The sequence below is a fragment of the Catellatospora chokoriensis genome (genome assembly GCF_011297315.1).
GTDB classification, from domain to species: Bacteria; Actinomycetota; Actinomycetes; order Mycobacteriales; family Micromonosporaceae; genus Catellatospora; species Catellatospora citrea.
This window is the reverse complement of sequence record NZ_JAAOTI010000001.1, coordinates 529,079-554,067: the sequence shown is the minus strand read 5'-3', so window position 1 is coordinate 554,067 and position 24,989 is coordinate 529,079. Positions and strand designations below refer to the sequence as shown.

At 70.7% G+C, this 24,989-nt stretch carries 25 protein-coding genes and 2 pseudogenes; 15 read left to right on the top strand and 12 right to left on the bottom strand.

What is annotated here, in order from left to right; all coding sequences use genetic code 11:
- The first annotated feature begins 139 nt into the window (after positions 1–139).
- Complete coding sequence (locus HAV39_RS02465) at positions 140–640, top strand: hypothetical protein (RefSeq protein WP_191837480.1); 501 nt, start codon at positions 140–142, stop codon at positions 638–640.
- Between the two features lie 30 nt (positions 641–670).
- Here the strand turns inward: HAV39_RS02465 and HAV39_RS02460 are convergent, their stop codons facing one another.
- Positions 671–1,147, bottom strand: coding sequence for a MarR family winged helix-turn-helix transcriptional regulator (locus HAV39_RS02460; protein WP_191837479.1), 477 nt, complete (start codon positions 1,145–1,147; stop codon positions 671–673).
- 103 nt (positions 1,148–1,250) lie between these two features.
- Between HAV39_RS02460 and HAV39_RS02455 the strand changes: the two genes are divergently transcribed.
- Complete coding sequence (locus HAV39_RS02455; RefSeq protein WP_191837478.1) at positions 1,251–1,811, top strand: NADPH-dependent FMN reductase; 561 nt, start codon at positions 1,251–1,253, stop codon at positions 1,809–1,811.
- A 49-nt stretch (positions 1,812–1,860) separates the two neighbouring features.
- Positions 1,861–2,601, top strand: coding sequence for an SDR family NAD(P)-dependent oxidoreductase (locus HAV39_RS02450; RefSeq protein ID WP_239121026.1), 741 nt, complete (start codon positions 1,861–1,863; stop codon positions 2,599–2,601).
- A gap of 104 nt (positions 2,602–2,705) precedes the next feature.
- Here HAV39_RS02450 and HAV39_RS02445 read toward each other — a convergent pair whose 3' ends face one another.
- The 3 genes and pseudogenes from HAV39_RS02445 to HAV39_RS43755 form a co-directional block, all read right to left on the bottom strand.
- Complete coding sequence (locus tag HAV39_RS02445; protein ID WP_191837476.1) at positions 2,706–3,902, bottom strand: epoxide hydrolase family protein; 1,197 nt, start codon at positions 3,900–3,902, stop codon at positions 2,706–2,708.
- Between the two features lie 271 nt (positions 3,903–4,173).
- Positions 4,174–5,031, bottom strand: a pseudogene (locus tag HAV39_RS43760) (polysaccharide deacetylase family protein); the annotation flags it as partial.
- A 78-nt stretch (positions 5,032–5,109) separates the two neighbouring features.
- Positions 5,110–6,096: pseudogene (locus HAV39_RS43755) on the bottom strand (glycoside hydrolase family 11 protein); the annotation flags it as partial.
- A gap of 489 nt (positions 6,097–6,585) precedes the next feature.
- Here HAV39_RS43755 and HAV39_RS02435 point away from each other — a divergent pair.
- The 5 genes from HAV39_RS02435 (at position 6,586) to HAV39_RS02415 (ending at position 10,913) form a co-directional block, all read left to right on the top strand.
- Positions 6,586–6,942 carry a YciI family protein gene (locus tag HAV39_RS02435; RefSeq protein WP_191837474.1) on the top strand — a complete coding sequence of 119 codons (357 nt, stop codon included), beginning with the start codon at positions 6,586–6,588 and terminating at the stop codon, positions 6,940–6,942.
- Between the two features lie 59 nt (positions 6,943–7,001).
- On the top strand, positions 7,002–8,270 hold the full coding sequence (locus HAV39_RS02430; protein ID WP_239120887.1) for an RNA polymerase sigma factor: 1,269 nt from the start codon (positions 7,002–7,004) through the stop codon (positions 8,268–8,270).
- Between the two features lie 71 nt (positions 8,271–8,341).
- Entirely contained in the window at positions 8,342–9,031 is a 690-nt protein-coding gene (locus HAV39_RS02425) for a response regulator transcription factor (RefSeq protein ID WP_191837472.1), read from the top strand.
- Positions 9,028–10,398 (top strand): HAMP domain-containing sensor histidine kinase, encoded by a 1,371-nt coding sequence (locus tag HAV39_RS02420; protein ID WP_191837471.1) that lies wholly within the window; start codon positions 9,028–9,030, stop codon positions 10,396–10,398. The genes HAV39_RS02425 and HAV39_RS02420 overlap by 4 nt, the downstream gene beginning before the upstream one ends.
- A gap of 56 nt (positions 10,399–10,454) precedes the next feature.
- A complete protein-coding gene (locus HAV39_RS02415; RefSeq protein WP_191837470.1) occupies positions 10,455–10,913 on the top strand; it encodes a hypothetical protein in 459 nt (152 codons plus the stop codon).
- Positions 10,914–11,048: 135 nt separating this feature from the next.
- Here HAV39_RS02415 and HAV39_RS02410 read toward each other — a convergent pair whose 3' ends face one another.
- On the bottom strand, positions 11,049–11,561 hold the full coding sequence (locus tag HAV39_RS02410; protein ID WP_191837469.1) for a hypothetical protein: 513 nt from the start codon (positions 11,559–11,561) through the stop codon (positions 11,049–11,051).
- Positions 11,562–11,652: 91 nt separating this feature from the next.
- Positions 11,653–12,057, bottom strand: a complete 405-nt coding sequence (locus tag HAV39_RS02405) for a BlaI/MecI/CopY family transcriptional regulator (RefSeq protein ID WP_191837468.1) — start codon at positions 12,055–12,057, stop codon at positions 11,653–11,655.
- A gap of 86 nt (positions 12,058–12,143) precedes the next feature.
- Here HAV39_RS02405 and HAV39_RS02400 point away from each other — a divergent pair, with 86 nt between their 5' ends.
- The 4 genes from HAV39_RS02400 to HAV39_RS02385 all read left to right on the top strand — a co-directional run bounded on the left by HAV39_RS02400 (position 12,144) and on the right by HAV39_RS02385 (position 15,833).
- Complete coding sequence (locus HAV39_RS02400) at positions 12,144–12,644, top strand: ABC transporter permease (protein ID WP_239120882.1); 501 nt, start codon at positions 12,144–12,146, stop codon at positions 12,642–12,644.
- Positions 12,645–12,772: 128 nt separating this feature from the next.
- Positions 12,773–13,795, top strand: a complete 1,023-nt coding sequence (locus HAV39_RS02395; protein WP_191837467.1) for a Bug family tripartite tricarboxylate transporter substrate binding protein — start codon at positions 12,773–12,775, stop codon at positions 13,793–13,795.
- Positions 13,795–14,295: a tripartite tricarboxylate transporter TctB family protein gene (locus tag HAV39_RS02390; protein ID WP_191837466.1), complete on the top strand. Its 501-nt coding sequence runs from the start codon at positions 13,795–13,797 to the stop codon at positions 14,293–14,295. The genes HAV39_RS02395 and HAV39_RS02390 overlap by 1 nt, the downstream gene beginning before the upstream one ends.
- The gene (locus HAV39_RS02385) at positions 14,292–15,833 is read left to right on the top strand and encodes a tripartite tricarboxylate transporter permease (protein WP_191837465.1); all 1,542 of its coding nucleotides are present in this window, start codon (positions 14,292–14,294) and stop codon (positions 15,831–15,833) included. The genes HAV39_RS02390 and HAV39_RS02385 overlap by 4 nt, the downstream gene beginning before the upstream one ends.
- A gap of 69 nt (positions 15,834–15,902) precedes the next feature.
- Here HAV39_RS02385 and HAV39_RS02380 read toward each other — a convergent pair whose 3' ends face one another.
- The gene (locus tag HAV39_RS02380; RefSeq protein WP_191837464.1) at positions 15,903–16,571 is read right to left on the bottom strand and encodes a response regulator; all 669 of its coding nucleotides are present in this window, start codon (positions 16,569–16,571) and stop codon (positions 15,903–15,905) included.
- The gene (locus HAV39_RS02375) at positions 16,568–18,121 is read right to left on the bottom strand and encodes a sensor histidine kinase (RefSeq protein WP_191837463.1); all 1,554 of its coding nucleotides are present in this window, start codon (positions 18,119–18,121) and stop codon (positions 16,568–16,570) included. The genes HAV39_RS02380 and HAV39_RS02375 overlap by 4 nt, the downstream gene beginning before the upstream one ends.
- A 37-nt stretch (positions 18,122–18,158) precedes the next feature.
- Between HAV39_RS02375 and HAV39_RS02370 the strand changes: the two genes are divergently transcribed.
- Entirely contained in the window at positions 18,159–19,136 is a 978-nt protein-coding gene (locus HAV39_RS02370; protein WP_191837462.1) for a tripartite tricarboxylate transporter substrate binding protein, read from the top strand.
- A gap of 17 nt (positions 19,137–19,153) precedes the next feature.
- Here the strand turns inward: HAV39_RS02370 and HAV39_RS02365 are convergent, their stop codons facing one another.
- On the bottom strand, positions 19,154–20,056 hold the full coding sequence (locus tag HAV39_RS02365) for a M56 family metallopeptidase (RefSeq protein ID WP_191837461.1): 903 nt from the start codon (positions 20,054–20,056) through the stop codon (positions 19,154–19,156).
- Positions 20,057–20,282: 226 nt separating this feature from the next.
- Here HAV39_RS02365 and HAV39_RS02360 point away from each other — a divergent pair, with 226 nt between their 5' ends.
- Positions 20,283–20,663 (top strand): BlaI/MecI/CopY family transcriptional regulator, encoded by a 381-nt coding sequence (locus tag HAV39_RS02360; protein ID WP_191837460.1) that lies wholly within the window; start codon positions 20,283–20,285, stop codon positions 20,661–20,663.
- A complete protein-coding gene (locus tag HAV39_RS02355) occupies positions 20,660–21,553 on the top strand; it encodes a M56 family metallopeptidase (protein ID WP_191837459.1) in 894 nt (297 codons plus the stop codon). The genes HAV39_RS02360 and HAV39_RS02355 overlap by 4 nt, the downstream gene beginning before the upstream one ends.
- Positions 21,554–21,625: 72 nt before the next feature.
- Here HAV39_RS02355 and HAV39_RS02350 read toward each other — a convergent pair whose 3' ends face one another.
- From HAV39_RS02350 to HAV39_RS02340, 3 genes are all read right to left on the bottom strand, one after another.
- Positions 21,626–22,570: a metallophosphoesterase family protein gene (locus HAV39_RS02350; protein ID WP_191837458.1), complete on the bottom strand. Its 945-nt coding sequence runs from the start codon at positions 22,568–22,570 to the stop codon at positions 21,626–21,628.
- Positions 22,567–23,883, bottom strand: a complete 1,317-nt coding sequence (locus HAV39_RS02345; protein WP_191837457.1) for an MFS transporter — start codon at positions 23,881–23,883, stop codon at positions 22,567–22,569. Before HAV39_RS02345 ends, HAV39_RS02350 begins: the two co-directional genes overlap by 4 nt.
- Before the next feature lie 140 nt (positions 23,884–24,023).
- Positions 24,024–24,887 carry a phosphatase PAP2 family protein gene (locus HAV39_RS02340; RefSeq protein WP_191837456.1) on the bottom strand — a complete coding sequence of 288 codons (864 nt, stop codon included), beginning with the start codon at positions 24,885–24,887 and terminating at the stop codon, positions 24,024–24,026.
- Positions 24,888–24,989 lie beyond the last annotated feature (102 nt).

Genomic DNA, 24,989 nt, shown 5'->3' with positions numbered 1-24,989 from the left:
TCAGGCAGCATCCCCATCCACAGCTCCGCCGCCTCTGACGATGCAGTTGCCGCCGATCCCTCGATCAAATAGGGTGCTGCGGGCGCCATCCACATTGTGCGGACAGTGCCGCACACGTGACCCGTCAGGAGCTTTCCGCATGCGCCGTACCGCCGTCTCCGTGCTGCTGGCCGTCGTCGTGGCCGGAGTCGCCGCCTGCGGTGACGAGGTCCAGCCGCAGACCGCGCCCTCCGCCGCCGCACCGGCGAGCAGCGCGGCGGCCGATCCGGTCGCGAGCATCCCGTTCGCCTGCGAGGCCGCCGACGGCCTGTACGCCACGCTGAACCAGCAGACGCAGGAGCACATTCAGCGCGGCTTCGCGGCGGAGAAGCGCGGGGACAAGGCGACGGTGGCCAAGGAGCTGGCGGCGCTGGAGCCGACGTTCCTGGCCGTGGCGGCGAAGTTCGCCGAGGCCTCCGACCGGGTCGCCGACGCCGAGGTGAAGGTGGCCCTGCGCGACCTCTCCGATGCGGCCGTGGCGGGGTCGACGTTCACGAAGTTCAGCGAGTTCGGCTCGATGCAGCAGCTGACCGTGTCCGGTGAGCTGGTCCTCATCCGCCGGTGCCGCGACGCCGGCTACAAGATGGTCAACCTGGTCTGACCGACCCGTCGCGGCCGCGGCGCGCGCTGCTCAGGTGGCGACGTCCTGTAGTGCCGCGGCCAGGGCCTTGAGGTCGAGCCCGGTCAGGTGGTCGAGGAAGTGGCGGCGCACCGAGGCGAGGTTGGTGGGCCAGGCCTCGGCCAGGCGGGCCTGGCCGGCGTCGGTGAGAACGGCGTTCCAGCCGCGGGCGTCGTGCTCGCTCCTGACCCGTTGGACCAGCCCTTCGCTTTCCAGCCGGCCCACGATGCGGCTCATGCCGCTGATGGACAGCTCGCTCGCGGAAGCCAGCTCGCTCATCCGTAGCCGCCGGTCGGGCGCTTCGGACAGGTGCTTCATGACCAGGAACTCGATGAAGGGCAGTCGCTGCTCGCGGACCATGTCGGCGTCGATGGCGCGGGGCAGGGCGTAGATCAGGCGGCTGAGGGACCGGACGAGGTCGTCCTCGTCCGGGGTGAGGGGCTGCGACCCGCCCGTGGCCGGTGTCGAGCGCGCTGTGACGACAGACATATCCCCAGCTTACTTGCTTGACGAAGGAAATATCGCGCCTATATTTGCTTGACGAAGCAAGGACATCCGTTCGGGTGTCGTACCAGCTACGGAGGAACAGCAGATGACCAGAATCGGGATCATCATCGGCAGCACCCGGCCGGGGCGTAACGGGGCCGCCGTGGGGCAGTGGGTGTACGACGTCGCGCAGCAGCGCAGCGACGCCGAGTTCGAGCTCGTCGACCTCGTCGACTACCGGCTGCCGCACCTGGACGAGGCGTACCCGCCGGCGATGGGGCAGTACACCCAGCCGCACACGCTGGCGTGGGCGAGCCGGATCGCGTCGTTCGACGGGTTCGTCATGGTGACGCCGGAGTACAACCACTCGACGTCCGGCGCGCTGAAGAACGCGATCGACTTCCTGTACGCCGAGTGGAACAACAAGGCCGTCGGCTTCGTCAGCTACGGCTCGCTCGGCGGCGCCCGCGCGGTCGAGCACCTGCGGCTCATCGCCGGCGAGTTGCAACTGGCCGACGTGCGCTCGCAGGTGGCGCTGTCGCTGTTCACCGACTTCGAGAACTTCAGCGTGTTCAAGCCGGGCCAGTTCCAGCGGGACGCGCTCGATACGACGCTCGACCAGGTGGTGGCCTGGAGCAGGGCCCTCGCGCCGCTGCGGACCAGCTGACCGGGCGGCGGAAGGGACAAGCCCCATGGGAATCATCGACGACAAGGTCGTGCTGATCACCGGCAGCGGCCGGGGTCTGGGCCGCGCCGCGGCGCTGGTCTTCGCGCGCGAAGGCGCTAGGATCGTCGGGCTCGACATCATGACCGAGGCCAACGAAGAGACGGTCGACCTCGTGCGCCGCGCCGGTGGTGAGATGACCGGCCTCGCGCCGGTCGATCTCACCGACCCTGAGCAGGTGCGGCGCGCGGTGGACGACGCCGCGGCCGCCTACGGCGGACTCGACGTCGTGCACAACAACGCCGCGGTGGTCCGTTTCGGGCCGATGCCCGACCTCTCGATCGAGGACTGGCGGACGACGATCACCGGCGAACTCGACATCCCCTTCTTCGTGTCGAAGTTCGCTTGGCCGCACCTGGTCCGGCGAGGCGGCGGCGTCATCATCAACGTCGCGTCCATCGCGGGCATGATCGGCGGCGAGGTCCCGCCGATGGTCGCCCACAGCGCGGCCAACGCGGGCGTCATCAGCATGACGCGGCAACTGGCGCTCGAAGGCGCCCGCCACGGGATCCGGGTGGTGGCGATCAGCCCTGGTCCCACGCTGACGCCGCTCAGCGACCGCGACCTCGGCGACGATCATGCCGCCCGGGCCGCGATCACCGGCAAGACGCTGCTCAAGCGATTCGCTCAGCCCGAGGAGATAGTCGAACTGGCAGCGTTCCTCGCGTCCGACCGGGCGGCGTTCATCACCGGCGCCAACTATCCGGTCGACGGTGGCTCGACCGCCTGGTGACCCGCTCGCACTGTGGGCGGGACGGGGAGTTGTCGCATCAGACGGCGTCGTCCCGGCGGGCCTGCCCGCCGGGACGACGCTTGAACGCGGTCTGCGTGCGGTCCTCAGTGACGCAGCGGGCGCAGGCCCACGCGCAGTTCCTCGGTGAACGACTTCGGCTGCTCCCAGGCCGCGAAGTGCCCGCCCTTGTCGAGCTTGTTGTAGTGGACGAGATTGGGGTATGCCCGCTCGACCCAGCTGCGCGGCGCCGAGTAGATCTCGTCCGGGTAGGCGCTCACGGCCACGGGCACGTTGACGCCCTTGGGCGCGAAGAAGGCGAACTTGTTCTCCCAGTACAGGCGGGAGGCGGAGATCGCCGTGTTGGTCAGCCAGTAGAGCGTGATGTTGTCCAGGACGTCGTCGCGGGTCAGGCCCTCCTTCTTGCCCTGGAAGACGCGCGCGATCAGCTCGGTGCTGCGGGCGTCGTGGTCGAGGATCCACGCGGCAAGGCCGACAGGAGAGTCCGCGATGCCGTACAGCGTCTGCGGGCGGTTGCCCATCTCCTGCGCGTAGGCCAGGCCCTTGGCGTAGAAGAAGGTGAGCTGGTCGAAGGCGTGGCGCTCCTCCTCGGACAGGCCGGCCGGCGCTTTCGACCCGGCCAGCGCCGCTTTGTCGATCTCGGGTGGCACCGCGCCGGCCATGTTGGTGTGGATGCCCAGCAGCTCCGGCGCCGCCTGCACGCCCATCATGTCGACGATGAGGGCGCCCCAGTCACCGCCCTGCGCCACGAACTCGGTGTAGCCGAGCCGTTTCATCAGCTCCACCCAGGCGCGTCCGATGTGGTCGGGATCCCAGCCGGTGGTCTTCGGGGCGCCCGAGAAGCCGTAGCCGGGCATCGAGGGGATCACCAGGTGGAACGCGTCCTCGGCCTTGCCACCGTGTTTGGTCGGATCGGTCAGCGGTTCGATGATCTTCAGCTGCTCGACGATCGATCCCGGCCAGCCGTGCGTGATGATGAGCGGCAGGGCGTTCTCGTGCTGGGAGCGGACGTGGATGAAGTGGATGTCCAGCCCGTCGATCTCGGTGATGAAGTTCGGGTACGAGTTCAGTCGCGCCTCGCACTTGCGCCAGTCGTACTCCTTGGCCCAGTAGCTCGCGAGCGACTGCATCGTCGCGAGCTGCACTCCCTGGGTCAGGTCGTCGACGGTCTCCTTCTCGGGCCAGCGCATGTGCTCGATGCGCGAGCGCAGGTCGTCCAGCTGGGATTGCGGTATCTCGACCGTGAACGGCCGGATCGCTGATTTCTTGCTCTTGGCGGGCATGGTGTCCCCTTACCGATGGCAGGTTCCGGTGAGACCGCAGGGTCTTTGCGCCCTGGGTGCGACGAGCGGCTTGCCCGGCCGTCGTCTCGCTCGGGCAGCGGGAATGATGTTCTGTGCCCGAATTAAACCGATTCAGGCGCTATTCCCGCTTGACTGCCTTATGGTAATACGGGTTCACGTGCGCCGGTGCCGCTATGCGCTCGGCCCGCCTGAACGACCGCGTCGACGGTGGCGGGGATACCGCCGTGGCCGGCATCCCCGCCCGGTCCGATCAGGCCGCCGCGCAGCTCGCGGTCGGGGTGGTGCTGTTGCCGTTCTTGTAGAGGGTGACGCCGAAGTTGTTGCCGGCGCCGCTGGGGCGGGCGGTCAGGGTGCCGGTGCTGCCGGTGACGGTCGCGTTCCAGCTGCTCTGCAGGCTCTGGCTGCCGTTGAGGGTGATGCTGACGGTCCAGTTGCTGCTGCCGCTGACCGCGAAGGTCACGTTGAACCGGTCGCTCCACTCGTCGGCGCGCGAGACGCTGACGGTGCAGCTGCCACCGCCGCCGCCACCACCTCCGCCGCCACCGCCGGACGGGGCGACGGCACGGCCGGTGCTGGCCGAGATGTGGCCGGGGCAGAGGTTGCGGGCCTGCAGGTCCTGCAGGATGCCGGGCAGCGCCGAGATGGTGTTCTGCGGCCAGTCGTGCATGAGGATGATCTGCCCGTTGGTCAGGCGCGCGGCGGCCTGCCGGATGGCGCTCGCGCTGGCGTTGTTCCAGTCCTGCGAGTCGACGTCCCAGATGATCTCACGCAGGCCGAGTGAGGCCTCGATCTGCTTGAGGGTGGAGTTCGTCTCGCCGTAGGGCGGGCGGAACAGGTTCGGGGTCACCCCGGCCGTCTGCTGGATCGCCTGCTGGGTCCGGGTGAGCTGGGACTGGATGTCGGCGGAGCTCATGTTGACCAGGTGCGGGTGGTCCCAGCTGTGGTTGCCGATCTGCAGCCCGGCGTTGCGGTAGGCCTGCATGAGCGAGCCGTTCGACTGCGCGTTCGCGCCGGTCGGGAACACCGTCGCGGTCGCGTTGTACTGCCGCAGCGTGTTGACCAGCTGGTTGGTCGTGCCGGTGTTCGGCCCGTCGTCGAACGTCAGCCCGACGTACCCGGCCGAGCAGCTGTTCGTGCCGCCGCCCGTCGGAGTGGGTGTGGGCGTGGGGTTTCCGCCGCCGCCTCCCGAGGCCGAGCAGCTCGCGGTCGGGGTGGTGCTGTTGCCGTTCTTGTAGATGGTGGTGCCGAAGTTGTTGCCCGAACCGTTCGGCCGGGCGGTCAGCGTGCCGGAGCTGCCCGTGACGGTCGCGTTCCAGCTGCTCTGCAGGCTCTGCCCGCTGTTGAGGTTGATGCTGACGGTCCAGTCGCTGCTGCCGCTGACCGCGTAGGTCACGTTGAAGCGGTCCGACCACTCGTCAGCGCGCGTGGTGGTCACGGTGCAGCTGCTGCTGCCGCCACCGCCGCCGCCTCCGCCGCCGGTGCCCTCGCTGACGGTGATGTTCGAGTTGCCGCTGCTCTGATAGCCCTCGGTCGCCATGATCTGGTAGTCGTGCGTGCCGAGGTTCATGCCCCTGCTCGCCCACGCGTCGAAGTGGTTGGCGGCGGTGATGGTGCCGCCGGTCCGCTTGGCCTGCCGGACGCTCCAGTACTGGTAGAACGTCGCGGTGCCGTCGATGGAGGGCTGGTTGACGCGCTGCGTGCGGTAGATGTCGTAGGTGCCGCCGTCGCTGGTGACGGTGCCCATCAGCGTGCCCGTGGGCCGGTAGGTGCCCCAGTTGTCCACGATGTAGTACTCGATCAGCGGGTTGCGGGTCCACCCGTAGAGCGTCAGGTAGGCGTTGCCGGACGGGTTGAAGCTGCCGGAGTAGGTCACGGTCCGGCGGGTGCCGGGCTTCCAGCCCTTGCCGGCGACGAAGTTGTTGATGCCGCTCCACTGGGTGCTGTACTGCCCGCCGGCACCCATGGTCATGGAGACGTTGCCGCTGTCCTTCCAGAAGGAGTAGAAGAAGCCGTTGTCGGTGCCGGTCTGGTTCGTGGTGACGGTCGTGTCGGCGTACGCGCTGCCCATCGGCACCATCGCGGTGACGGCGAGTGCCGCGGCGCACGCGGCGCCGAGCAGCAGCCTGATCCGGCCGCGTCTGCGGCTGTTCAGGCGGGCGGGGATGTCGGGCATGTTGATCCACCTACTCGTGAAGCCTGGCGTGCCAGGGGCGGGTGCGGGACGCTGCCGCTGGACGGCCGGGCGGCCGTCGCGATCTGGCCGCGGACCGGGTGTGGGACGGGGCGGTTCGTTGCGGGTCGGTGATCGGAATGCCGGCTCCCCGGGCGGGCGGTCCGGGCCGATGGCGCTCACGGTCATCGATAGACGAATCGTGGGCAGCGGTGATGGCGAAGTCAACAACTTCCGGGAAGTTTCGGAAGCTGCTTAACCGTTAAAGCGCTGATCCTGACCATGTCAGGCAGATCGTTTCGGCTGCCTGTCGGGCAGATGGCATGAGGTGCGGCCGAAAGTACCGGAACTTTCAGAGGGCGTCTCGGGGCGGTGACCGGCCGAGGTGCGGCAAGTTCTCAAAATCCTGCCGCGCATACTGTCGAATCTGCGCGGCGCGTTCGACGTATAGGCGTACCGACCAGGAACGCAGAAGCAGGAAGGCAGCTCACCATGGCCCAGTACGCAGTTCTGATCTACGCCGGCGACTCCGCGCACCACCCCGACGCCACCGCCGCCGACACCGCACCGCACGACCGGCACGCCGAGGAACTGGAGCGTTCCGGCGCCCTGGTGGCCGCGTACGCCCTGACACCCAGAGACCTGGCGACCTCGGTCCGTGGCGACGTCATCACCGATGGCCCGTTCGTCGAGGCCAAGGAGATCGTGGCCGGTTTCTACATCCTGGAGGCGCCCGACCTCGACGCCGCGCTCGCGATCGCCCGGCTCAACCCTGCCTGCCAGGCCGGCGGGGGAGTCGAGGTCCGGCCGGTCGCCGGCGGCGGCTTCGTGCAGCACCACGCCGGATGAGCGAGCCGGCGGCCGTCGAGGCGGCGATCGTCGACGCGCACCGTCGCGAGTGGGCCCTGGTGCTCGCCGCGACGGTGCGCGTGGCCGGTGACCTGGACCTGGCCGAGGAGTGCGTCCAGGAGGCGTATGCCGCGGCGCTGCAGAGCTGGACCCGCGACGGCGTGCCGGCCAGCCCGGCGGCGTGGCTGACCACCGCGGCCCGGCGGCGCGCGGTCGACGCCATCCGCCGAGAGCAGACGCTGCGGTCGAAACTCCCGCTGCTGCTGGAACCCGAGGAGGCCGACAAGGACACCGCCGTGGACCGGCCGCTCGACGAAGACCTCGACGCATACGACAGCGTGCCCGACGAGCGGCTGCGCCTGATCTTCACCTGCTGCCACCCGGCACTGGCGCAGGAAGCCCAGGTCGCGCTGACCCTCCGGCTCGTGTGCGGTGTGGCCACCGCCGACGTCGCCAGGGCGTTCCTGGTCTCGGAGCCGACCATGGCAGCACGCCTCACCAGGGCGAAGAAGAAGATCTCCGGTGCCCGCATCCCCTACCGGGTGCCGCGGCCGGCCGAACTGCCCGACCGCCTGCGGCCGGTCCTCGGCGTGATCCATCTGCTGTTCACCACCGGACACACCGCGCCCTCGGGCACGGACCTGATCCGCGCCGACTTGATGGAACGCGCCCTGCACCTGGCCCGGATGCTGCGCGAGCTGATGCCCGACGAGCCCGAGGTGCGCGGACTGCTCGCCCTGCTGCTGGTCACCGACGCACGACGGGCCACCCGGGTGGACTCCGCGGGCCGCCTGCTGCGCCTGCAGGAGCAGGACCGCACCCGCTGGGACCGTCGGGCCATGGCCGAGGCACACGACCTGATCGTGGCCGGGCTGCGCGGCGGACGGGCCGGGCGGTATGTGCTGCAGGCTGCGATCGCGTCGCTGTACGCCGAGGCGCCCTCGTACGACGCGACCGACTGGGCGCAGCTCGTGGCGCTGTACGACAGGCTGCTGGAGGTGTGGCCCTCGCCCGTGGTGGCACTGAACCGGACGGTGCCCCTGGCGATGGTCGCGGGACCACGTGCCGCGCTCGCGGAGGTCGACAGGCTGGAGCAGCAGGGGAGCCTGGCCGGGTACCAGTACCTGCATGCCGTCAAAGCGGACCTGCTGCGGCGGTCCGGGCAGCTCGCGCAGGCCCGCGAGGCATACGCCCGGGCCTTGGCCCTCACCGCGAACGAGGCCGAGCGGGCGTTCCTGTCCGAGCGGCTGTCCGAGCAGAGTGCCGCATCCGCCCACGATGCCGGTGAGTCGGCGACCGGCCGCCGTCACGACAGCGCACAGTTCTGACGCGTACCATGGCGCCGCACTTTCCGGGCGTGCCCGCGACCGCGAGGACACGCTGAGGTGGGGGGAACCGTATGCGGATCCTGGTCGCCGAAGACGACACGGCAGTCCGTGACTCTCTCGCGCGCAGTCTCCGATTCGAGTGCTATGCCGTCGACGTCGCCCAGGACGGCGCACAGGCACTGGCTTGCGTGCTCGCCGCCGAACCTGACGCGCTCGTGCTCGACGTGATGATGCCCGAGGTCGACGGACTCGACGTCTGCCGGACACTGCGCCAGCAGGGCATCGTCGTCCCCGTGCTGATGCTGACCGCCCGCGACAGCGTCGGTGACCGGGTCGCCGGCCTCGACGCCGGAGCCGACGACTACCTGGTGAAACCGTTCGCGCTGCAGGAACTGCTCGCCCGGCTGCGGGCACTGCTGCGCCGCGCGGTGCTCACCGGCGTGCCCGGGAACGACGGCCCGCTGCGCTTCGCCGGGATCATCCTCGACCCCGTCACCCGCGAGGTCACCGCCGACGGCCGGGCCGTCCGGCTGACCCGCACGGAGTTCAGCATCCTGGAGGTGTTCCTGCGCCACCCACGCCAGGTGCTGAGCAGGTCGACGCTGTTCGAGCACGTGTGGGGATGCGATCTCGGCGAGAACTCCAACAGCCTGCACGTGTATGTCGGCTACCTGCGCCGCAAACTCGAAGCCGCGGGCCAGAACCGGCTGCTGCACACGGTGCGCGGCGTCGGCTACGTGCTGCGTGAGACACCGCTGTGAGCCTCACCAACCGGCTCAGCGTCATCGCCGCCCTGGCGGTCGCGGTGGCGGTCGTGGCGGTCAGCGCGCTCGCGTTCCTGCTCGTGCGCGAAGAGCTGTACCGGCAGCTGGACGCCCAGCTCGACGCCGACGCCCGCACCATCGCCACGCAGCCGGAACAGTGGATGGCGAGGGCGCCCGTGAAACCGGCGTTCCCCGACGAGGTCCCGGGCGAGTGGCACCGCTTCGACAAGGGCGACATCGGGCCGCAGTGGCAGATCATCTCGATCAAGGGCGTCGTCAACACCTCCGCCCTGCCGATCACCGAGGCCACCCTCGCCGTGCTCGAGGGACGGGCGGTACGCAGCCGGGAGACGGTCCCCGTCGACGGCGAGCAGCTGCGGATGGTGACCCTGCGCCTGGACGACCGCGGCACGATCCAGGTGGCCCAGCCACTCGACCCGCTCAACAACACGCTGCGCAGACTGGCGCTGCTGCTGGCGTTGGGCTGCCTCGGCGGCGCCGCGCTGGCGGCGCTGCTCGGGCGCAGCGTCGCCCGCGCGGGCCTGGCGCCCATCCACCAGCTGACCGGGGCGGTGGAGAAGGTGGCCGCGACCCGCGACCTGCAGACCGCGATCCCGGTGCACGGCAAGGACGAAGTGGCCCGCCTGGCCGGCGCGTTCAACGGCATGCTCGCCGCGCTCACGGCTTCCCGCGCCGCGCAGCGGGCACTGGTCGAGGATGCCGGGCACGAGCTGCGGACCCCGCTGACGAGCCTGCGTACCAACATCGAGCTGCTGGTACGGGCCGAGGCGGACCCCGACCGGGTGTTGCCGGCGCAGGACCGGGTCCGGCTGATGCAGGACCTGGAGACGCAGGTGGTCGAGCTGACGCAGCTCACCAATGAACTGGTGGATCTGGCGCGGGAGGAGACGAGCCCGGAGGAAGCCGAGCTGGTCGACCTGGCGGACGTGGTCGCCGCCGCGATCGACAGGGCACGTAGCCGTACCGCGGTCCCGATCGAAGCCGATCTGGTGACGGCTGAGCTGACCGGTCGCCCGGGCGCGTTGGAGCGCTTGGTCTTGAACCTGCTCGACAACGCTGCGAAGTGGAGCCCGGCCGGAGGCCGGGTGGTGGTACGCCTGCGTGACGGTGGTGAGCAGATCGAACTGACCGTGGTGGACGAGGGACCGGGCATCGACGACGCGGATCGGTTGCGGGTGTTCGAGCGGTTCTACCGGTCGGCCGCGGCCAGGGCGATGCCCGGCTCCGGGCTGGGTCTGGCCATCGTCGCGCAGACGGTGGCGCAGCACGGTGGCGCGGTGACGGCCGAGCGGGCGCCGGCGGGCGGTGCGCTGTTGCGCGTGCTGCTTCCGTCGCATTCATAGGAAGTTCTTAAGCAACTGAACGGCCCCGCTTAAGTGCCTGCGCCATCGTGTGCTGCATGACAACTGAGCCTGATGAGGCACCGGCCGCGGAGCCTGCTGCCGAGCCGTCGGCCGAACCTTCGGCACCTGCGGCCGCACCTGCTGCCGCGGCCCCGGCCGCCCCCGCTCGGCGGCGGCCGTCCGGCAAGTTCGTCCTGGCGTTGACCGGGGCGTTTCTGGCCGGTGCGGTCTGCACCGGATGCGTGGGTGTCGCGGCAGCGTTCGTGGTGGGCCACGGTCACGACCACCGCGGGTTCGAGGGTGATCATCCGAAGATCGAGCGGATGTTCCCGGACCGCGGTCCGTGGAAGGGCGGTGAGGGCTGGCCCGGTGACGAAAGGACCCGGGACAAGTCGGATTGGCCGGGGCTTCCGGACAAGGGTGTCTGGCCGCTGCCTGACGGCAAGCCGGGCCTGCCCGCGGTCCCGGCACCCGAGCAGAAGCCTCCGGCGCCGGTGCCGTCTGCGACGTCCTGACCGGTAAAAGCACCTGCGGCAACGCCATGGCCGGGTCGATGCGGTCGGCCCGGCCTCGGCCGCTCACGTTGCCGCCTCGACAGCACGTGAACACCAGCAGGGTCCCTTACACACTGTAGAAGTCAAGCTGGACGTCTAGGGCACCTCCATGCGCTGAGCTGGCAACTGGTGCAGCCACACCACCACCGCGCGCAGGATCTCCCGTTCGAATGCCACCCGGGCCGCCTCGACCGCAGGCGCCGGGCGTGCCTCGAGCTGAGCCTGCCGCAGCCGCAGCAGCGCCTGCGCTCGGAAGACGTACTCGTCGAAGTCGGCCCGGTCGGCGTCGAGGGCGAGCAGGCCCTGCAGGACCAGGTCCTCGGCGGTGGAGTTGGCGTCGACCGCGGTGAGCCGGGCCTTCTGCCGGGCGCGCCCGGCCTCGGTGACCGAGAGCATGGTGCGGTTGGCCAGCCGTGCCGATACGGGCGGGGAGCGGTCCTCGACGAGGTCTCCGGTGCGGCGCAGCCGGTTCACCGCGGCGAGGACGCGGGGCAGGCCCACCGCGCCGCGGTTGCCGACGATGCGCTGATGGCGGGCCTGCAGGTCGAAGGCTGTGGAGGGCTGCTGGTGGAGCAGGACCAGCACGATGTCCTCGAGCGTGAACGTCATGCCGACCTCCCCTGCAACTTCTACGGACTGTAGAAGTTAACAGAGGCTTTCCTCACCGCACAGCCGTGCGGGCCGACCGCGCTGCTGAGGCCTACTCGGTCTCGTCGCGCAGTAGCGCGCGCAGAATCTGCTCGTCATCGGCGTCCAGACCGCCGACGAACCGCCGCAGCACCGACCCGCGGTCGGACTCGGCGGCCAGCAGCCGCGTCATGCGGTCGGCGACCAGGCCGGCAGCGTCACGTACCGCGGCGTAGTGGTAGGCGCGTCCGCGGCGCTCACGGATGACCGCGCCCTTGGCGTGCAGGCGCGTGAGGATCGTGACGACGGTGCTGTAGGAAAGGTCCGCCTGCGCGGCGAGGCGGTCGCGGACCTGGCCGGGAGTCAGCGCCACGCCGGCTTCGGTGAGCACGGTGACGATCTGGGACTCCAGCTGACCGGACCGGCGTCGGCCGGGGTCGGCGTGCTCCGGGCCGGCATCTGGTTGGGTAGGGCTCATCAGTGCCGACTCTATCGCTGACGCGCGTGGTGGCCGCCACCCGCGGTGCTGGTGTCGGCGGGGCACGAGCGCGCACCGGAGGCAGCGTGAACAGCGGCGCGGCGGTGACCATCGGTCCCGCGTTCTGGGTGGTGTTGGCGCTGCTGTGCGCGGCCGCGGCAGCGCTGGCTGCCCTGTCGGGACTGCGGATGTCCCGGGGCGTGGTCACGGCGTCGGTGCGAGCGATCGTGCAGTTGACCGCGACCTCGCTCGCCGGTCGGCGGGCGATGGAGGACCTGCGGGTGCGCCGCGGCGAGTTCGAGGCGCTGCTGGCGCTGGGGTTCCCCGACCCCGACGCGGTGCGGGAGTTGTGCCGCCCGTACGCGGGCCAGGCGCTGCACCCGGCCCTGGATCAGACCCGCACCGTCGGTCTGGTGACGCTGCCGGGCGCGTTCGTCGGCGTGCTGCTCGGCGGCGGCAGCCCCGTGCAGGCGGGCGCCGCGCAGCTGCTGGTCCTGATCGGGCTGCTGGCCGCCGAGACGATCGCGATCGTGGTGGTGCTGGAGCTGATCGCTCGCGGCGTCATCAACCGGCCCGCCGTTGCGTGACGGCGACCCTCAACTGCGACCACAAAGACCAATACGCTCTCAGTCTCCACAAGCGTGACCACGGTCACGGGCTCCGGCATGGTGCGTAACACGTTTGCCACACCGATGTGACAGGAGCCATAACCCTCATGCTCAGACGTACTCTCGTGGTCGCCCTCCCGGCGCTGCTGCTGGCCACGACCGCGTGTGCCGAGCAGTCGGTCGGCGACCCGAACGCCCCGGCAGGTTCGGCGGTCGCGTACCCCAGCAAGACACTGCAGATCATGGCCCCGGCGGGCGCGGGCGGCGGCTGGGACACCACCGCCCGCACGATGCAGCAGGCGCTGCAGGGCGCCGGGCTGCTCAACGGCCAGTCCGCGGAGGTCCGCAACGTCACCGGCGCGGCCGGCACGATCGGCCTGGCCGAGCTCGTCACCAGCCACAAGGGCGACGCCCACCAGCTGATGGTGACCGGACTGGTGATGGTCGGCGGCGTGGTGACCAACAAGTCGCCGGTCGACCTGTCGCAGACCACCCCGATCGCGACCCTGACCGCCGAGTCGGAGGTCATCGTCGTCAAGTCCGACTCCAAGTACCAGACCCTCAAGCAGCTCGTCGACGACGTCAAGGCCAACCCGACGTCGGTGAAGTGGGGCGGCGGCTCCGCCGGCGGCACCGACCAGATCCTGGTCGGCCTGCTGGCCAAGGCGGCCGGCGCCGACGCGAAGACGGTCGCCAAGCAGTACATCGCCTACTCCGGCGGCGGCGAGACCAAGGCCGGTCTGCTCTCGGGCGACATCAGCGTCGCCGTCTCCGGCACCAGCGAGTTCGCCGACCTGGTCAAGGCCGGCACCGTCCGGGCGCTGGCCGTGTCCAGCGCCGCCCCCGGCGACGCGGGCCTGGGCACGCCGACGCCGAGCATCAAGGAGTCCGGCTACGACCTGGAGCTGATGAACTGGCGCGGGCTGGTCGCCCCGCCCGGCATCAGCGACGCCGAGAAGACGGCCGTCATCGCGATGGTCGACAAGCTGCACTCCTCGGCGCAGTGGAAGCAGGCGCTGACCGACAAGAAATGGACCGACTTCTACCGCACCGGCGACCAGGCGACCTCGTACTTCGCCGGCGAGAACACCCGGATCAAGGCCGTGCTCACCGAGATCGGCCTGGGCTAGTGTCCGACACCACGCACAACCCGGGGGCGGCCAAGGCCGCCCCCGGCCCCATCGTCGCCGGCGGCCTGCTGTTCGCCGTCGGAGCGCTGCTGTTCGCCCAGGCGCTCGCACTGGCGGCCGAGCGCGGGTACGCCCCGTCCGGGCCCGCGCTCGCGCCGGTCATCGTTACCGGCCTGTGGGTGCTGGTCTCCCTGGGCTACCTGGCCGAATCGATCAAATCCCGCGCCGTACCCGCCGAGGGCGGCGGCAGCTGGCGCACGCCGCTGCTGCTGCTGGCGGCGCTGATCGTCTACGCGCTGGTGCTCAAGTACACCGTCACCGGCTACGTCCTGGCCACCGCCGCGTTCGTGCTGGCCACCGCGCGGCTGCTGAGCACCCGCCCGGTCCGTGAGGTGGTCTTCCGGGACCTGCTCGTCGCCGCGGGCCTGTCCGTGGGCATCTACCTCGTGTTCACCCGCCTGCTCGGCATCGTCCTGCCCGCCGGAGTGCTGCCCCTATGAATTCCCTGTCCAACCTGCTCGACGGCTTCGTGTCCGTGCTGAGCGTGCAGAACCTGCTCTACGCCGCGATCGGCGTCACCATCGGCACCCTGGTCGGTGTCCTGCCGGGCATCGGACCCGCGCTGACCATCGCCCTGCTGCTGCCCGTGTCGCTGCAGCTCGACGACCCGACCGGCACCCTGATCATGTTCGCGGGCATCTACTACGGCGCCATGTACGGCGGGTCGACGACCTCGATCCTGCTCAACACCCCGGGCGAGTCCGCGTCGGTGGCCACCTCGATCGAGGGATACCAGATGGCCCGGCACGGCCGGGCACGAGCCGCGCTGGCCACGGCCGCGATCGGGTCGTTCGTCGCGGCCACGATCTCGACCGTGCTGCTGGCCTTCGTCGCCGAGCCGATCGCCACACTCGCCGTCACGTTCCGGGCCTCGGACTACTTCGCCCTGGCCGTGCTGGCGATGGTCACCGTCACCGCGATGGTCGGCGCGTCACTGGCCCGCGGCCTGATGTCACTGACCTTCGGGCTGTTCCTCGGCCTGGTCGGCATCGACTCGCTGACCGGGCAGGCCCGATTCACGTTCGGCGTGCCCGAACTGCTCGACGGCGTCGACGTCGTCACCGTCATCGTGGGCCTGTTCGCCATCGGCGAGACCCTCTACATCGCGTCCCGGCTCAAGGACCTGCCCGCGAACGTCGCCCCGCTGGAGCCGGCCAAGGGCGGCTTCGCCTGGCTGACCCGCCAGGACTGGGCCCGGTCGTGGCCGGCGTGGCTGCGCGGCACGCTGTTCGGGTTCCCGTTCGGCGCGCTGCCCTCCGGCGGCGCCGAGATCCCGACGTTCCTGTCGTACACCGTCGAGAAGCGGCGCTCCAAGCACCAGGACGAGTGGGGCAAGGGCGCGATCGAAGGTGTCGCCGGTCCGGAGGCCGCCAACAACGCCTCGTTCTCCGGGGTGCTCGTGCCGCTGCTGACGCTGGGCATCCCGACCTCGGCCACCGCCGCGGTCATGCTCGCCGCATTCAGCTACTTCAACATCTCACCCGGCCCGCAGCTGTTCGAGAAGTCACCGGACCTGGTCTGGGCACTGATCGCATCGCTGTTCGTCGGCAACGTCATGCTGCTGGCACTGAACCTGCCGCTGATCCGCGTCTGGGTCAAGGTCCTGCAGATCCCGCGGCCGCTGCTGTACACCGGCATCCTGGTCTTCGCCACCCTCGGCGTCTACGCCGTGTCCGGCAGCGTCGTCGACGTCCTGATCGCCTACGCCATCGGCGTGCTGGCGATGTTCATGCGCCGCTTCGACTTCCCGATCGCACCGGTCATCCTCGGCCTGATCCTCGGCCCGATGATGGAGACCCAGTTCCGGCGGGCGCTGCTGCTGTCCGACGGCGACATGTCGGTGTTCGTCACCCGCCCGCTGACGGTGACGCTGCTCGGCCTCGCGGTCGTCGCGCTCGCGCTGCCGCACCTGCCGAAGGTGTGGGCCCGGCTGCGCGGCGGCAGCGCCCAGCGGCTGTCGTTCGCCGAAGACGACTGACCCGGGTGGGCCGTGCCGACGCCTCGGCACGGCCCACCCGGCCAAGCAGGCGACGAGCGAAGTCGGTGCTCAACCACGCCAGGTGTAGCGGTGCTCCGGCCGACCGGTGCCGCCGTAGCGCATGCGGACCTCGGCGCGGCCGGTCTGCACCAGGTGCTCGAGGTAGCGGCGGGTGCTGACCCGCGACAGGCCCGCCAGTTCGGCGCACTCGACGGCGGACAGGTCGCGCCGGCTCTCCCGCAGCACCCCTGCCACCAGGTCCGCGGTCGTCGTCGACAGGCCCTTGGGCAGCGACGCCGCCGCGGGTCCGGTCATGCCGAACAGCCGGTCGACGTCGGCCTGGGCGACCGTCGGGAGCTCGGCGAGCCGCCGCATCCGTGCCGCGTACCGTTCGAGCTGTTCGCGCAGGGTCTCGGCGGAGAACGGTTTGATGATGTAGTGCACGACGCCGCCGTGCAGCGCCGCGCGGATCGTCTCGACGTCGCTGGCCGCCGTGATCGCCAGAACGTCGACCGGGTGCTCCCTTTCGCGCAGGCGGCGCAGCACCTCCAGACCGGAGATGTCGGGCAGGTAGATGTCCAGCAGCACCAACTCCGGGCGCAGCTGCTCCACCGCGGCCAGCGCCTCGGTCCCGGTGTGGGCCACGCCGACCACGGTGAAGCCTTCGGCGCGTTGCACGAACCCGGTGTGGATACGGGCCACCATGAAGTCGTCGTCGACGACGAGCACCCGCGTCATGACCGCTCCCGCTGCCGCGGCAGCCGGGCGGTGAACGCCGCGCCCTCGACGCTGACCGAGCCGCCGCGGGCGGTGCAGATCTGGCTGATCAATGCCAGGCCCAGCCCGCGGCGGTCGCTGTCCTTGGTGCTGTAGCCGCGGGTGAACACCGTCTGCGCCAGCTCGTTGGCGACCCCGGGGCCGGAGTCGTCGACGCGCACCTCGACCTCGGCGGGGTCCTGACGGATCAGGACCCGCACCCAGCCGCCCGCGGGCGCGGCGTCGATGCCGTTGTCGACCAGGTTGCCGACGACGGTCACCAGATCGGCGACGAGCTGTCCGTCCGGCTGGGGGGACAGCTGCGAAGCGTCGTCCACGGACAGCTCGACCCGCTGCTCGGCGGCGGCGCTGGCCTTGGCGATGAGCAGCGCCGCGAGCGCCGGGTCGGCGATGCGTGACTGCACGCGATGGCTGAGGTCCTCCTGGGCCTGACCGGCGCGGATGATGAAGTTGACCGCGTCGTCGTACTGGCCGAGCTGGATCAGCCCCGAGATGGTGTGCAGGCGGTTGGTGAACTCGTGCGCCTGGGCGCGCAGGGTGTCGGTGGCGTGGCGGCTCAGGCCCAGCTCGCGTTCGAGCGAGGTCAGTTCCGTGCGGTCGCGCAGCGTGGTGACCGAGCCGACGGTGCGGCCGTGGACCAGGACCGGCATCCGGTTGAGGACCAGGACCCGGGACTGGAACAGCACGACGTGGTCGGGCTCGCCGCCGCCGCTGGTCAGCAGCTGCACCAGGTCGTCGGGGACGCCGAGCCCGGGCAGGGGTTTGCCGGTGGCGTCGCCGGGCAGGTCCAGCAGGCGTACGGCTTCGTCGTTGGCGAGGGTGATCCGGCCGGAGGTGTCGAGGGCGAGCAGGCCCTCCTTGAGGCCGTGCAGCATCGCCTCCCGATGCTCGACCAGCCCGGCGATCTCGCGCGGCTCCAGTCCCAGGGTCTGCCGCTTGACCCGCCTGACCAGCAGCATGGAGCCGCCGATCCCCAGTGCGGACCCCAGCAGCAGGTAGGTGAGCAGGTCAGGGGTCGCCTCGGCGAGCAGTTGCGGCCATGACGGGTAGGTCTGGCCGGCGACGACCAGCCCGAGGACCTTGCCGTCGCCGGGATCGATGACCGGTGCGTGGGCCTCGAGCACCCGAGCCGGGGTGAGGACTTCACCGTGCCAGCCCTTGCCGGCCAGGCCGTCGCTGTCACCGAGGTCGGCCGGGCGGCCCGCGTCCGGGCCCGTCAGCAGGCGCCCCTCGGCGTCGGTCAGCACCACGAACGAGACGCCGTTGGCGCCACGGGCGGTCTCCGCCGCGGCAGCCAGCGAGTCGTACCAGACATCGGGTCCCATACCCTGGCGGATGGTGTCGTTCCAGGCCAGGCTCTCGGCGATGGAGCGCAGTTTGCCGCCTTCGTCGTTGTAGAACGCGGCCTGGGCCTCGGCCATCGACACCGCGGCGACCGCGCCGACGGCCAGCAGCACGATCCCGAGCTGGAACAGCAGCAGCTGCCTGGCCAGGGAGAACTGCCTGCGCATGGTCCCTCCAGAGCTCGGGCACCGCTAGGGTGGTCGGATGCTTCGTCGTACCGTACTCGCTGCTCCGCTGCTGGCAATGCTGGCGGCGAGCGGATGCGGGCTGGACCGGGAGCCGGATCTGCGGCTGATGGTGCCCAACGCCCCGGGCAGCGGATACGACATCACCGCCCGCACGGTCGCCACGGCCCTGCACGCCGCGGACGTGCATCGCAGCATCGAGGTGTTCAACCTGCCCGGCGCCGGTGGCATGGTCGGCCTGCAGCGGCTCGTCTACGAGCGCGGCAACAGCGGCCTGATGATGCTGATGGGCCTGGGGCTGGTCGGCGCCCAGCACACCCTGCCGGTCCCGGCCCGGCTGGCCGACGTGACCGCGTTGGCCAGGCTCATCCAGGAACCGGAGATCGTCGTGGTCACCCGCGACTCGCCGCTGACCTCGCTGGCCGGGCTCGTCGAGGCGTGGCGTGCCGATCCTGCGGCGTTGACGGTGGGCGGCGGTTCGTCGCGTGGCGGCCCGGACCATCTCGCGGCGATGCTGATGGCCGCCGCGGCCGGGATCGCCCCGCCCACGGTCGGCTACCGGCAGTTCGACGGGGGTGGCGCGCTGCTCGCCGCGATCCTGGGCAAGCGGGTGGCGTTCGCGGTGTCCAGCCTCGGGGAGTACGCCGAGCAGATCGACGCCGGACAGCTGCGGGTGCTCGCGGTGACCAGCCGCAGTCGTGCGGTCGGCGTCGACGCGCCGACCCTGGTGGAGGCCGGCCTGGACGTGGTGTTCGACAACTGGCGTGGACTGGTCGCGCCGCCGGGCCTGTCGGCGCAGAAGACGGCCGTGCTGTCGGACATGGTGGTCCAGCTTCGGGCGTCGCGGGCCTGGCAGGAGGCCCTGGCCGGGCACCGCTGGACGGATGCGTACCTCGATGGCCCCGAGTTCGCCGCGTTCCTGCGTAAACAGGATCAATCGGTTACCCGGATCCTGGACGGGATGGGCCTGGCGGCGCCCAGCGCCGCGGGCAACTGATCCGGGCTGTCGCCTGATCAGCTCGCGAGACCCGCGTTGAGCAGCAGCTCGATCAGGTCCCAGACCGCCTCGACCGTCCATACGAGCGTCGACGCGGCCAGCAGCACCGGGATGAGCTGCCAGCCCGACGCTCCCCGTCGCGGCGGATCGAGCAGGCTCGCCACCCGGCGTGGGACGGCGCCGCCACGGCCCGCGGCGTTCAGGCCGAGCCCGACCTCGGGGCCGGTGGCCAGGCAGGCGCGTCCGATGGCGTGCGCGACGGTGCGGCGGCTGCCCACGTCGTGGGCGGCCTGTTCGTCGGCGGCCCGTTCGACGAGGTAACCGACGTGCCGGGCGACCCACCACAGGGCCGGGTGGGCCACCGCGGCCATCTCGGCGACCGCGACGAGCCGATGGTGTCCGGCGTCGAGGTGTGCCCGCTCGTGGGCGATCACCGCGTCCAGCTGGGTGGCGCTGAGATGCGCACGCATACCGGTGGTCACCACGACGCGGCCGGGCCGCCCCGGCACGGCGAACGCCTCCGGGCGGTCGTCGGGCAGCACGAGAACCGTCGCCGAGCCGTCGGTCAGGTGCCGCGCCTGCGCGAGGACCCGCCGGTGCCGCAGCGACGTGACGGTGACCGCGGCCACCGAGGCGGCCAGCAGCACGACGCTGAGCAGCGGCACCCACGGCACGTGCGCGGTGTCCTGATAGACGGTGTGGGCCGACCACCCGAACACCGTGCCGACTGCCGGCAGCTGCGCGACGGCTTTGAGCGTGAACACGAACAGGTTGGCCATGCCCGCGGCCGCGGTCGCGGCGGCCGACCATGCGACGGCCCGCGCGGCACGGCCGGGAGCGAGCCGCTCGGCGATCAGCCGGACAGCGACACTGACCAGGGCAGGAGCCACGACCACCGACCACATGAAGTGATCGAACATGTCTTGCCTCCCGCCGCCGTTTCGCCGGGTCGAGTGTGCCACCTGCGGGGCGGCGCGTACGAACGGCGCCTGCCCGAACATGCGGCATGGCGCGGATCCTCGACGACGGGCAGCACCTCATCGCCGGCACCTGGGTCGGGCAGAACAGTTCGTCTCGGTGGTCGTTGTCTCCTACGGGGATGCACGGCGGAACCCGATGACCTGACCACCTGGATATGGTTCGGATATGAATGACAGCGACGGACGCAGACGTGCCTCGGGCGAGCTCGAAGGCCAGGTCATGAACGTCCTGTGGGCCGCGGGCCGCTCGATGACCCCGGCTGAGGTCCAGGCGCAGCTGGATCCGGCGCCGGCATACAACACCGTGCAGACCATCCTGATCCGGCTCGTGGACAAGCAGGTCGTCCGCCGCAGCCGGGTCGGCAGGGCGCACGCGTACGAGCCGGTCAACAGTGAGGCCGACGCCGCCGCGGCTCAGCTGCGTGCCACGCTCAGCGGCGTCGGCGACCGCCAGCTGACCCTGCAGCGCTTCGCCGCAACCCTCGACGACGCCGAAGCACAGGTGCTGAGGCGGCTGCTTTCCGACATGCGCCCGGGGGACAAGTGAAGGTCTGGGTCTACCTGCCACTGCTGCTGTCGGCGCTGCTGCCGTACGTGGCCCGGTTCATGGCCGGGCGGGTCGCGCCGGCGGCCGCGGCCCGGACGGTCACCGTAGCCGCGACCGCTGCCGCGAGCGGGTTCGTGTGCTGCTTGACGTTGCTGGCGCTGACCCTGTTCGACGACCTGCCACCGCTGTGGGAGTTCGACGACCGGCCCGAGCTCGGCCTGCCCAAGCCGGTGCCCGGCCTGGTCGCGTTGGCCGCGGCGCTGGTGCTGATGACGGGTGCGGTGCGGCTGGTCCGCGACGTGCGGATTCGGCGACGGGTGTTGCGGGAGCTGCGCGACGCGGGTCGCCCGCGGGCGGGGCTGGTCGTGGCCGACTGGGCGGAGCCGTTCGCGGTGGCGGTGCCGGGCAGGCCGGGGCACATCCTGGTCACGTCCGGGATGCTGCGGGTGCTGAGCCCGGGTGAGCAGCGGGTCCTGTTCGCGCACGAGAACTCGCATCTGCGCCGTCGGCACCATCGATGGGTGACGGCCGCGAGCTGGTCCGCGGCGGTCAACCCACTGCTGGCGCCGATGGCGGTGCTGGTGGGTCACCTGGTCGAGCGGTGGGCGGACGAGGAGGCCGCCGCGGTGGTCGGCGACCGGCAGCTCGTGGCCCAGGCGGTGGCCAAGGCGTCGCTGGCCGGTCGGCGTAAGCAGGTCGCGCCGGCAATGGGGATGAGCGGCTCGGGCGCGGTCGAGCGGGTGATGGCGCTGCAGCGTCCGGGTCAGCGCAGCCGCTGGCAGGCGGTGGCCGGCGTGACCGTGTTGTGCCTGATGCTGCTGGCGGCCACCGCGGTGGCCGCGGTCGAGTTCGCCGGAGTGGCGCAGGCATGGCTCGACATGATCGTCTAGCGATCGGTCGAAGCGTCCGGCGCTGACCGGCACCGCGGCACCCGCCGGGTGCCGCAGGATTCCCGCCGCGGGTCAGTGGCATCCGGCTGACCCGGAGTCGCTGTACGCGGCACCGGGTTGGCCGATGAACCGCCAGTGGTAGGCGTCGGGGTCGAGGGTCAGTTTGAGCACACCGTAGGTCCGGTCGTCACGGGTTTCGGAGTTGGCGGCGACGTCGTCACCGAACCGGTAGAGGCTCGCGCCGCCGGTGCCGACGACGAACTGGCGGATGCCCTGCCGGTCGTCGCGGACCCCGCCGGGGTCCTGGGGCGCGAAGCGCTCGTAGTTGTGATTGTGCGCGGTCAGGACCAGCTCGGTGCCGTGCTCGTACAGGATCTGGTAGAGCGGCCGCATCCGCGGCTCGGCGGTGTGTTTGCCGCCCGAGGTGAACAGCGGGTGGTGCCACATCGCGACGGTGCACCGCGCCGGCCGGTCGGCCAGGGTGTCCTTGAGCCATCGTGCCTGCGGGGAGTCGGGGCCGCAGTCGACCTGGTCGCACTGGCTGTTGAGGACGAGCACCTGCCAGTCGGCGATGCGGTAGCTGTACCAGCCTTCGCCGTGCCTGCCGACGTCGGCGCCGAAGTAGTCGTAGTAGGCCTTGCCATCGGCTTTGCGCAGGTCGTGGTTGCCGAGCACGGGCCTGGTGCGGTCGCGGTGACGTCCCCAATGGGGGTCGTAGCAGCGCCGGAACTGCTTGGCGGAGCCGTCCATGTAGGCGTTGTCGCCGAGGGTGTAGACGGTGCCGTCGATGTCGTCGAGCAACTTGGCGGTGATCTCGTCGCCGCCGCTGGTGCAGCTGGCGATGTCACCCGCGCCGACCAGCACCGGAGGGCCGTCGTCGCGGCCACCGCCGAACACGACGACCGCGCCGGCGGCGAGCAGGGCCACGACCAGTGAAGCGCGCCCGGCCACGCTGCCGAGTGCGCCGCCGACCCGGCTTGCGGCAGCACGGATCGACGGAGGAGTCGCCTCGATCATCGGCGGGCCCTTTCGCGTTGTGCCGCGACGGACTCCTGGCCGTGCAGCAGCGCGGCGCGGTCGACGGGCAGCGGACGCGAAAGCAGCGCCCCGCTGCGCCTGCCCCACGGGGCAGGGCCGAAGGTGCGCAGCATCAGCGCGTCGTAGATCAGCGCCAGCAGCGCGGCGGCGATCAGCGGGGCGCCGAACTCGGCCAGCGGCGGATACGACAGCGCGGTCGCCGCCAGTGGGCTGGTGCTGACAGCCATGCCACGCGCGGCCGCGGTCATGCTGGCGACGGCGACGCGCTGCGGCGGTGCGACGATCGCGGCGGTGAACGCCTGCCGGGCCGGGACATCGACTTTGGACAAGGCGTGGCGTACGAGCAGCAGGCACGCCGCGACGGCGAACGTGGGCGCGAACGCGACGCCCAGTAGCAGGACGTTGGATACGGCGTGTGGCCAGAGCATCGCCACCAGCAGTCCGCTGCGGGCGGTCAGCGCCGGCGCGGCCAGTTGCGCGGCTGCGGCGAGCATGTTCATGGCGAAGAACAGCGCGCCCAGGGTGCTGACCGGCACGTCGAATCGTTCGTGCAGCCACCACGCCAGCAGTGCCTGGACGACCAGGCCGCCGGCGAAGGCGTCCAGCCCGGACAGTGCGGCCAGTGCCCTGCCCTGCGGCGGGATGCGCACGGTGCCCTGGGCGCTTGCTGTTCCTTTTCTGCCTCGTGCCTCGGCGTCCGGGGACATTCTGGCGACGACTTGGCCGGCCAGGAGCGCGACCAGGGCGTAGAGGACGAAGGCATGTCGGCCGGCGTGTGGTCCGCTGACGGCCGCCAGGCCGGCGGCAGCCAGGGCGCCGAGCGCGCCGGCGACCTGCGCGGCGACGTTGTACGCGGTGAACACGCGGGTGCGGTTGTCGGCGGTGCTGTGGTGGGCGAGGACGGCCTGCTCGACGCCGCTGAACGGGGTGTTGTCATTGGTGGACGGTGAGATCGTGCCGAGGAAAGCGGCGGCCAGCAGCACGGGGTAGCTGTCGCAGGCGGCGAACACGGCACCGGCCGCTGCCATCAGCAATGCGGAGACCAGCAGCGCGAGGCGGCGGCCCATGCGGTCGGCGAACAGCGCCATGACGACGGTGCCGGCGACGCTGCCTGCGCAGGCGACGGCGATGAGCACTCCGATCTCGGCTGCCGAGTAGCCGGCGATGCTGAGTCGGGTGGCCAGCAGCACGCTGACGCAGCCGAAACCGAACGTGCGCAGCGCACGCGAGACAATGACCCGCTTGCTGTCGGCGTGCAGATGCCACCGAACTGCAAGGGATCTTCCGTTCATCGGAGAACCCACTAAGAGATGATGAAACAGGCAATATCGGCTCCAACTCCGACACGCCGTAGGTTTTAGGTAATGATCAGTTTCCGGCTGGCGGCGAGGCGATGCTGCACGCTTGGGCGCCATGCGGGTGCGTGCCTGCGTCAGTCGAGCAGCAGGCTTGCCGGGATGAGGGGGGCACTCGGGGCAGGCGAACGGGACAAGCCGGAGGCGCCCTTTTGGCGATGAACCCGGCAGGCCAGGGCGACCACCGTCAGCCACAGGCCGCCGATGAGCCAGCCGCCCAGTACGTCACTCGGGTAATGCACGCCGAGGTAGACACGCGTCAGACCGATCGCCACCGCCATGGCGGCGGCGGTGGTCCATGCTGCGGACCTGATGCGCCGGTCGCTGGTGATCGTGCAGGCCAGCCACGCCAGCAGGCCGAGCGTGGCAGTCGAGCTGCCCGCATGTCCGGAGGGAAAGGACGGCCCGGTGACGTCGACGAGCCACAGCGCGGTGTCAGGGCGCGGGCGACCGGCCATAATTTTGATCAAGTTGACCAGCAGCTGTATGCCGCCGAGTACGACGAGCCCCAGGGCGGCCGGCGTTGCGCTGCGGCGGCGTGCGGAGACGGCGATGGTCGCGATGGCGGTGACCGTGATGAGGCAGGGCGCTGAGCCCACATCGGTGACGGAGATCGCCGCGGTGGTCATCGCGGTGGTGCGGTGATCGACTGCCCACTGCACACCCCGCATGTCCCATGGGTCGAGTAGCGCGAGCTGCGTGGCGAGGGTCAACGCGGCGGATCCGCCGGCCAGCACCGCGGCGGTGGCTGCGATCGTGCGGGCGACCGCCAACCCGGGTCGGCGCGGCGACCAAGGCGAACGCGCCACGATCCCACCGCCGAGGCTGATGCGCCGCTGTGGACCGCCACGCCGTCGGGGCAGTGCGGCGATTGCCCAGGCCGCCCCGTATGTCGTGGCGAATACGATGATTGCGGCCACTATGCCGATGATGTTCTGCATTGGTCGCCTGTTCTGCGTCGCAGGCTGGTCGCAGATACGGCCGAGCAATTCCTACGTCACGTAGGAGTACGATACCTACAATATGTAGGACTTCGGTGATGG

Coding starts and splice junctions, on each gene's coding strand:
- HAV39_RS02465 (WP_191837480.1), top strand. CDS start 140: ATGCGCCGTACCGCCGTCTCCGTGCTGCTGGCCGTCGTCGTGGCCGGA.
- HAV39_RS02460 (WP_191837479.1), bottom strand. CDS start 1,147: ATGTCTGTCGTCACAGCGCGCTCGACACCGGCCACGGGCGGGTCGCAG.
- HAV39_RS02455 (WP_191837478.1), top strand. CDS start 1,251: ATGACCAGAATCGGGATCATCATCGGCAGCACCCGGCCGGGGCGTAAC.
- HAV39_RS02445 (WP_191837476.1), bottom strand. CDS start 3,902: ATGCCCGCCAAGAGCAAGAAATCAGCGATCCGGCCGTTCACGGTCGAG.
- HAV39_RS02435 (WP_191837474.1), top strand. CDS start 6,586: ATGGCCCAGTACGCAGTTCTGATCTACGCCGGCGACTCCGCGCACCAC.
- HAV39_RS02425 (WP_191837472.1), top strand. CDS start 8,342: ATGCGGATCCTGGTCGCCGAAGACGACACGGCAGTCCGTGACTCTCTC.
- HAV39_RS02415 (WP_191837470.1), top strand. CDS start 10,455: ATGACAACTGAGCCTGATGAGGCACCGGCCGCGGAGCCTGCTGCCGAG.
- HAV39_RS02410 (WP_191837469.1), bottom strand. CDS start 11,561: ATGACGTTCACGCTCGAGGACATCGTGCTGGTCCTGCTCCACCAGCAG.
- HAV39_RS02405 (WP_191837468.1), bottom strand. CDS start 12,057: ATGAGCCCTACCCAACCAGATGCCGGCCCGGAGCACGCCGACCCCGGC.
- HAV39_RS02395 (WP_191837467.1), top strand. CDS start 12,773: ATGCTCAGACGTACTCTCGTGGTCGCCCTCCCGGCGCTGCTGCTGGCC.
- HAV39_RS02385 (WP_191837465.1), top strand. CDS start 14,292: ATGAATTCCCTGTCCAACCTGCTCGACGGCTTCGTGTCCGTGCTGAGC.
- HAV39_RS02380 (WP_191837464.1), bottom strand. CDS start 16,571: ATGACGCGGGTGCTCGTCGTCGACGACGACTTCATGGTGGCCCGTATC.
- HAV39_RS02375 (WP_191837463.1), bottom strand. CDS start 18,121: ATGCGCAGGCAGTTCTCCCTGGCCAGGCAGCTGCTGCTGTTCCAGCTC.
- HAV39_RS02370 (WP_191837462.1), top strand. CDS start 18,159: ATGCTTCGTCGTACCGTACTCGCTGCTCCGCTGCTGGCAATGCTGGCG.
- HAV39_RS02365 (WP_191837461.1), bottom strand. CDS start 20,056: ATGTTCGATCACTTCATGTGGTCGGTGGTCGTGGCTCCTGCCCTGGTC.
- HAV39_RS02360 (WP_191837460.1), top strand. CDS start 20,283: ATGAATGACAGCGACGGACGCAGACGTGCCTCGGGCGAGCTCGAAGGC.
- HAV39_RS02350 (WP_191837458.1), bottom strand. CDS start 22,570: ATGATCGAGGCGACTCCTCCGTCGATCCGTGCTGCCGCAAGCCGGGTC.
- HAV39_RS02345 (WP_191837457.1), bottom strand. CDS start 23,883: ATGAACGGAAGATCCCTTGCAGTTCGGTGGCATCTGCACGCCGACAGC.
- HAV39_RS02340 (WP_191837456.1), bottom strand. CDS start 24,887: ATGCAGAACATCATCGGCATAGTGGCCGCAATCATCGTATTCGCCACG.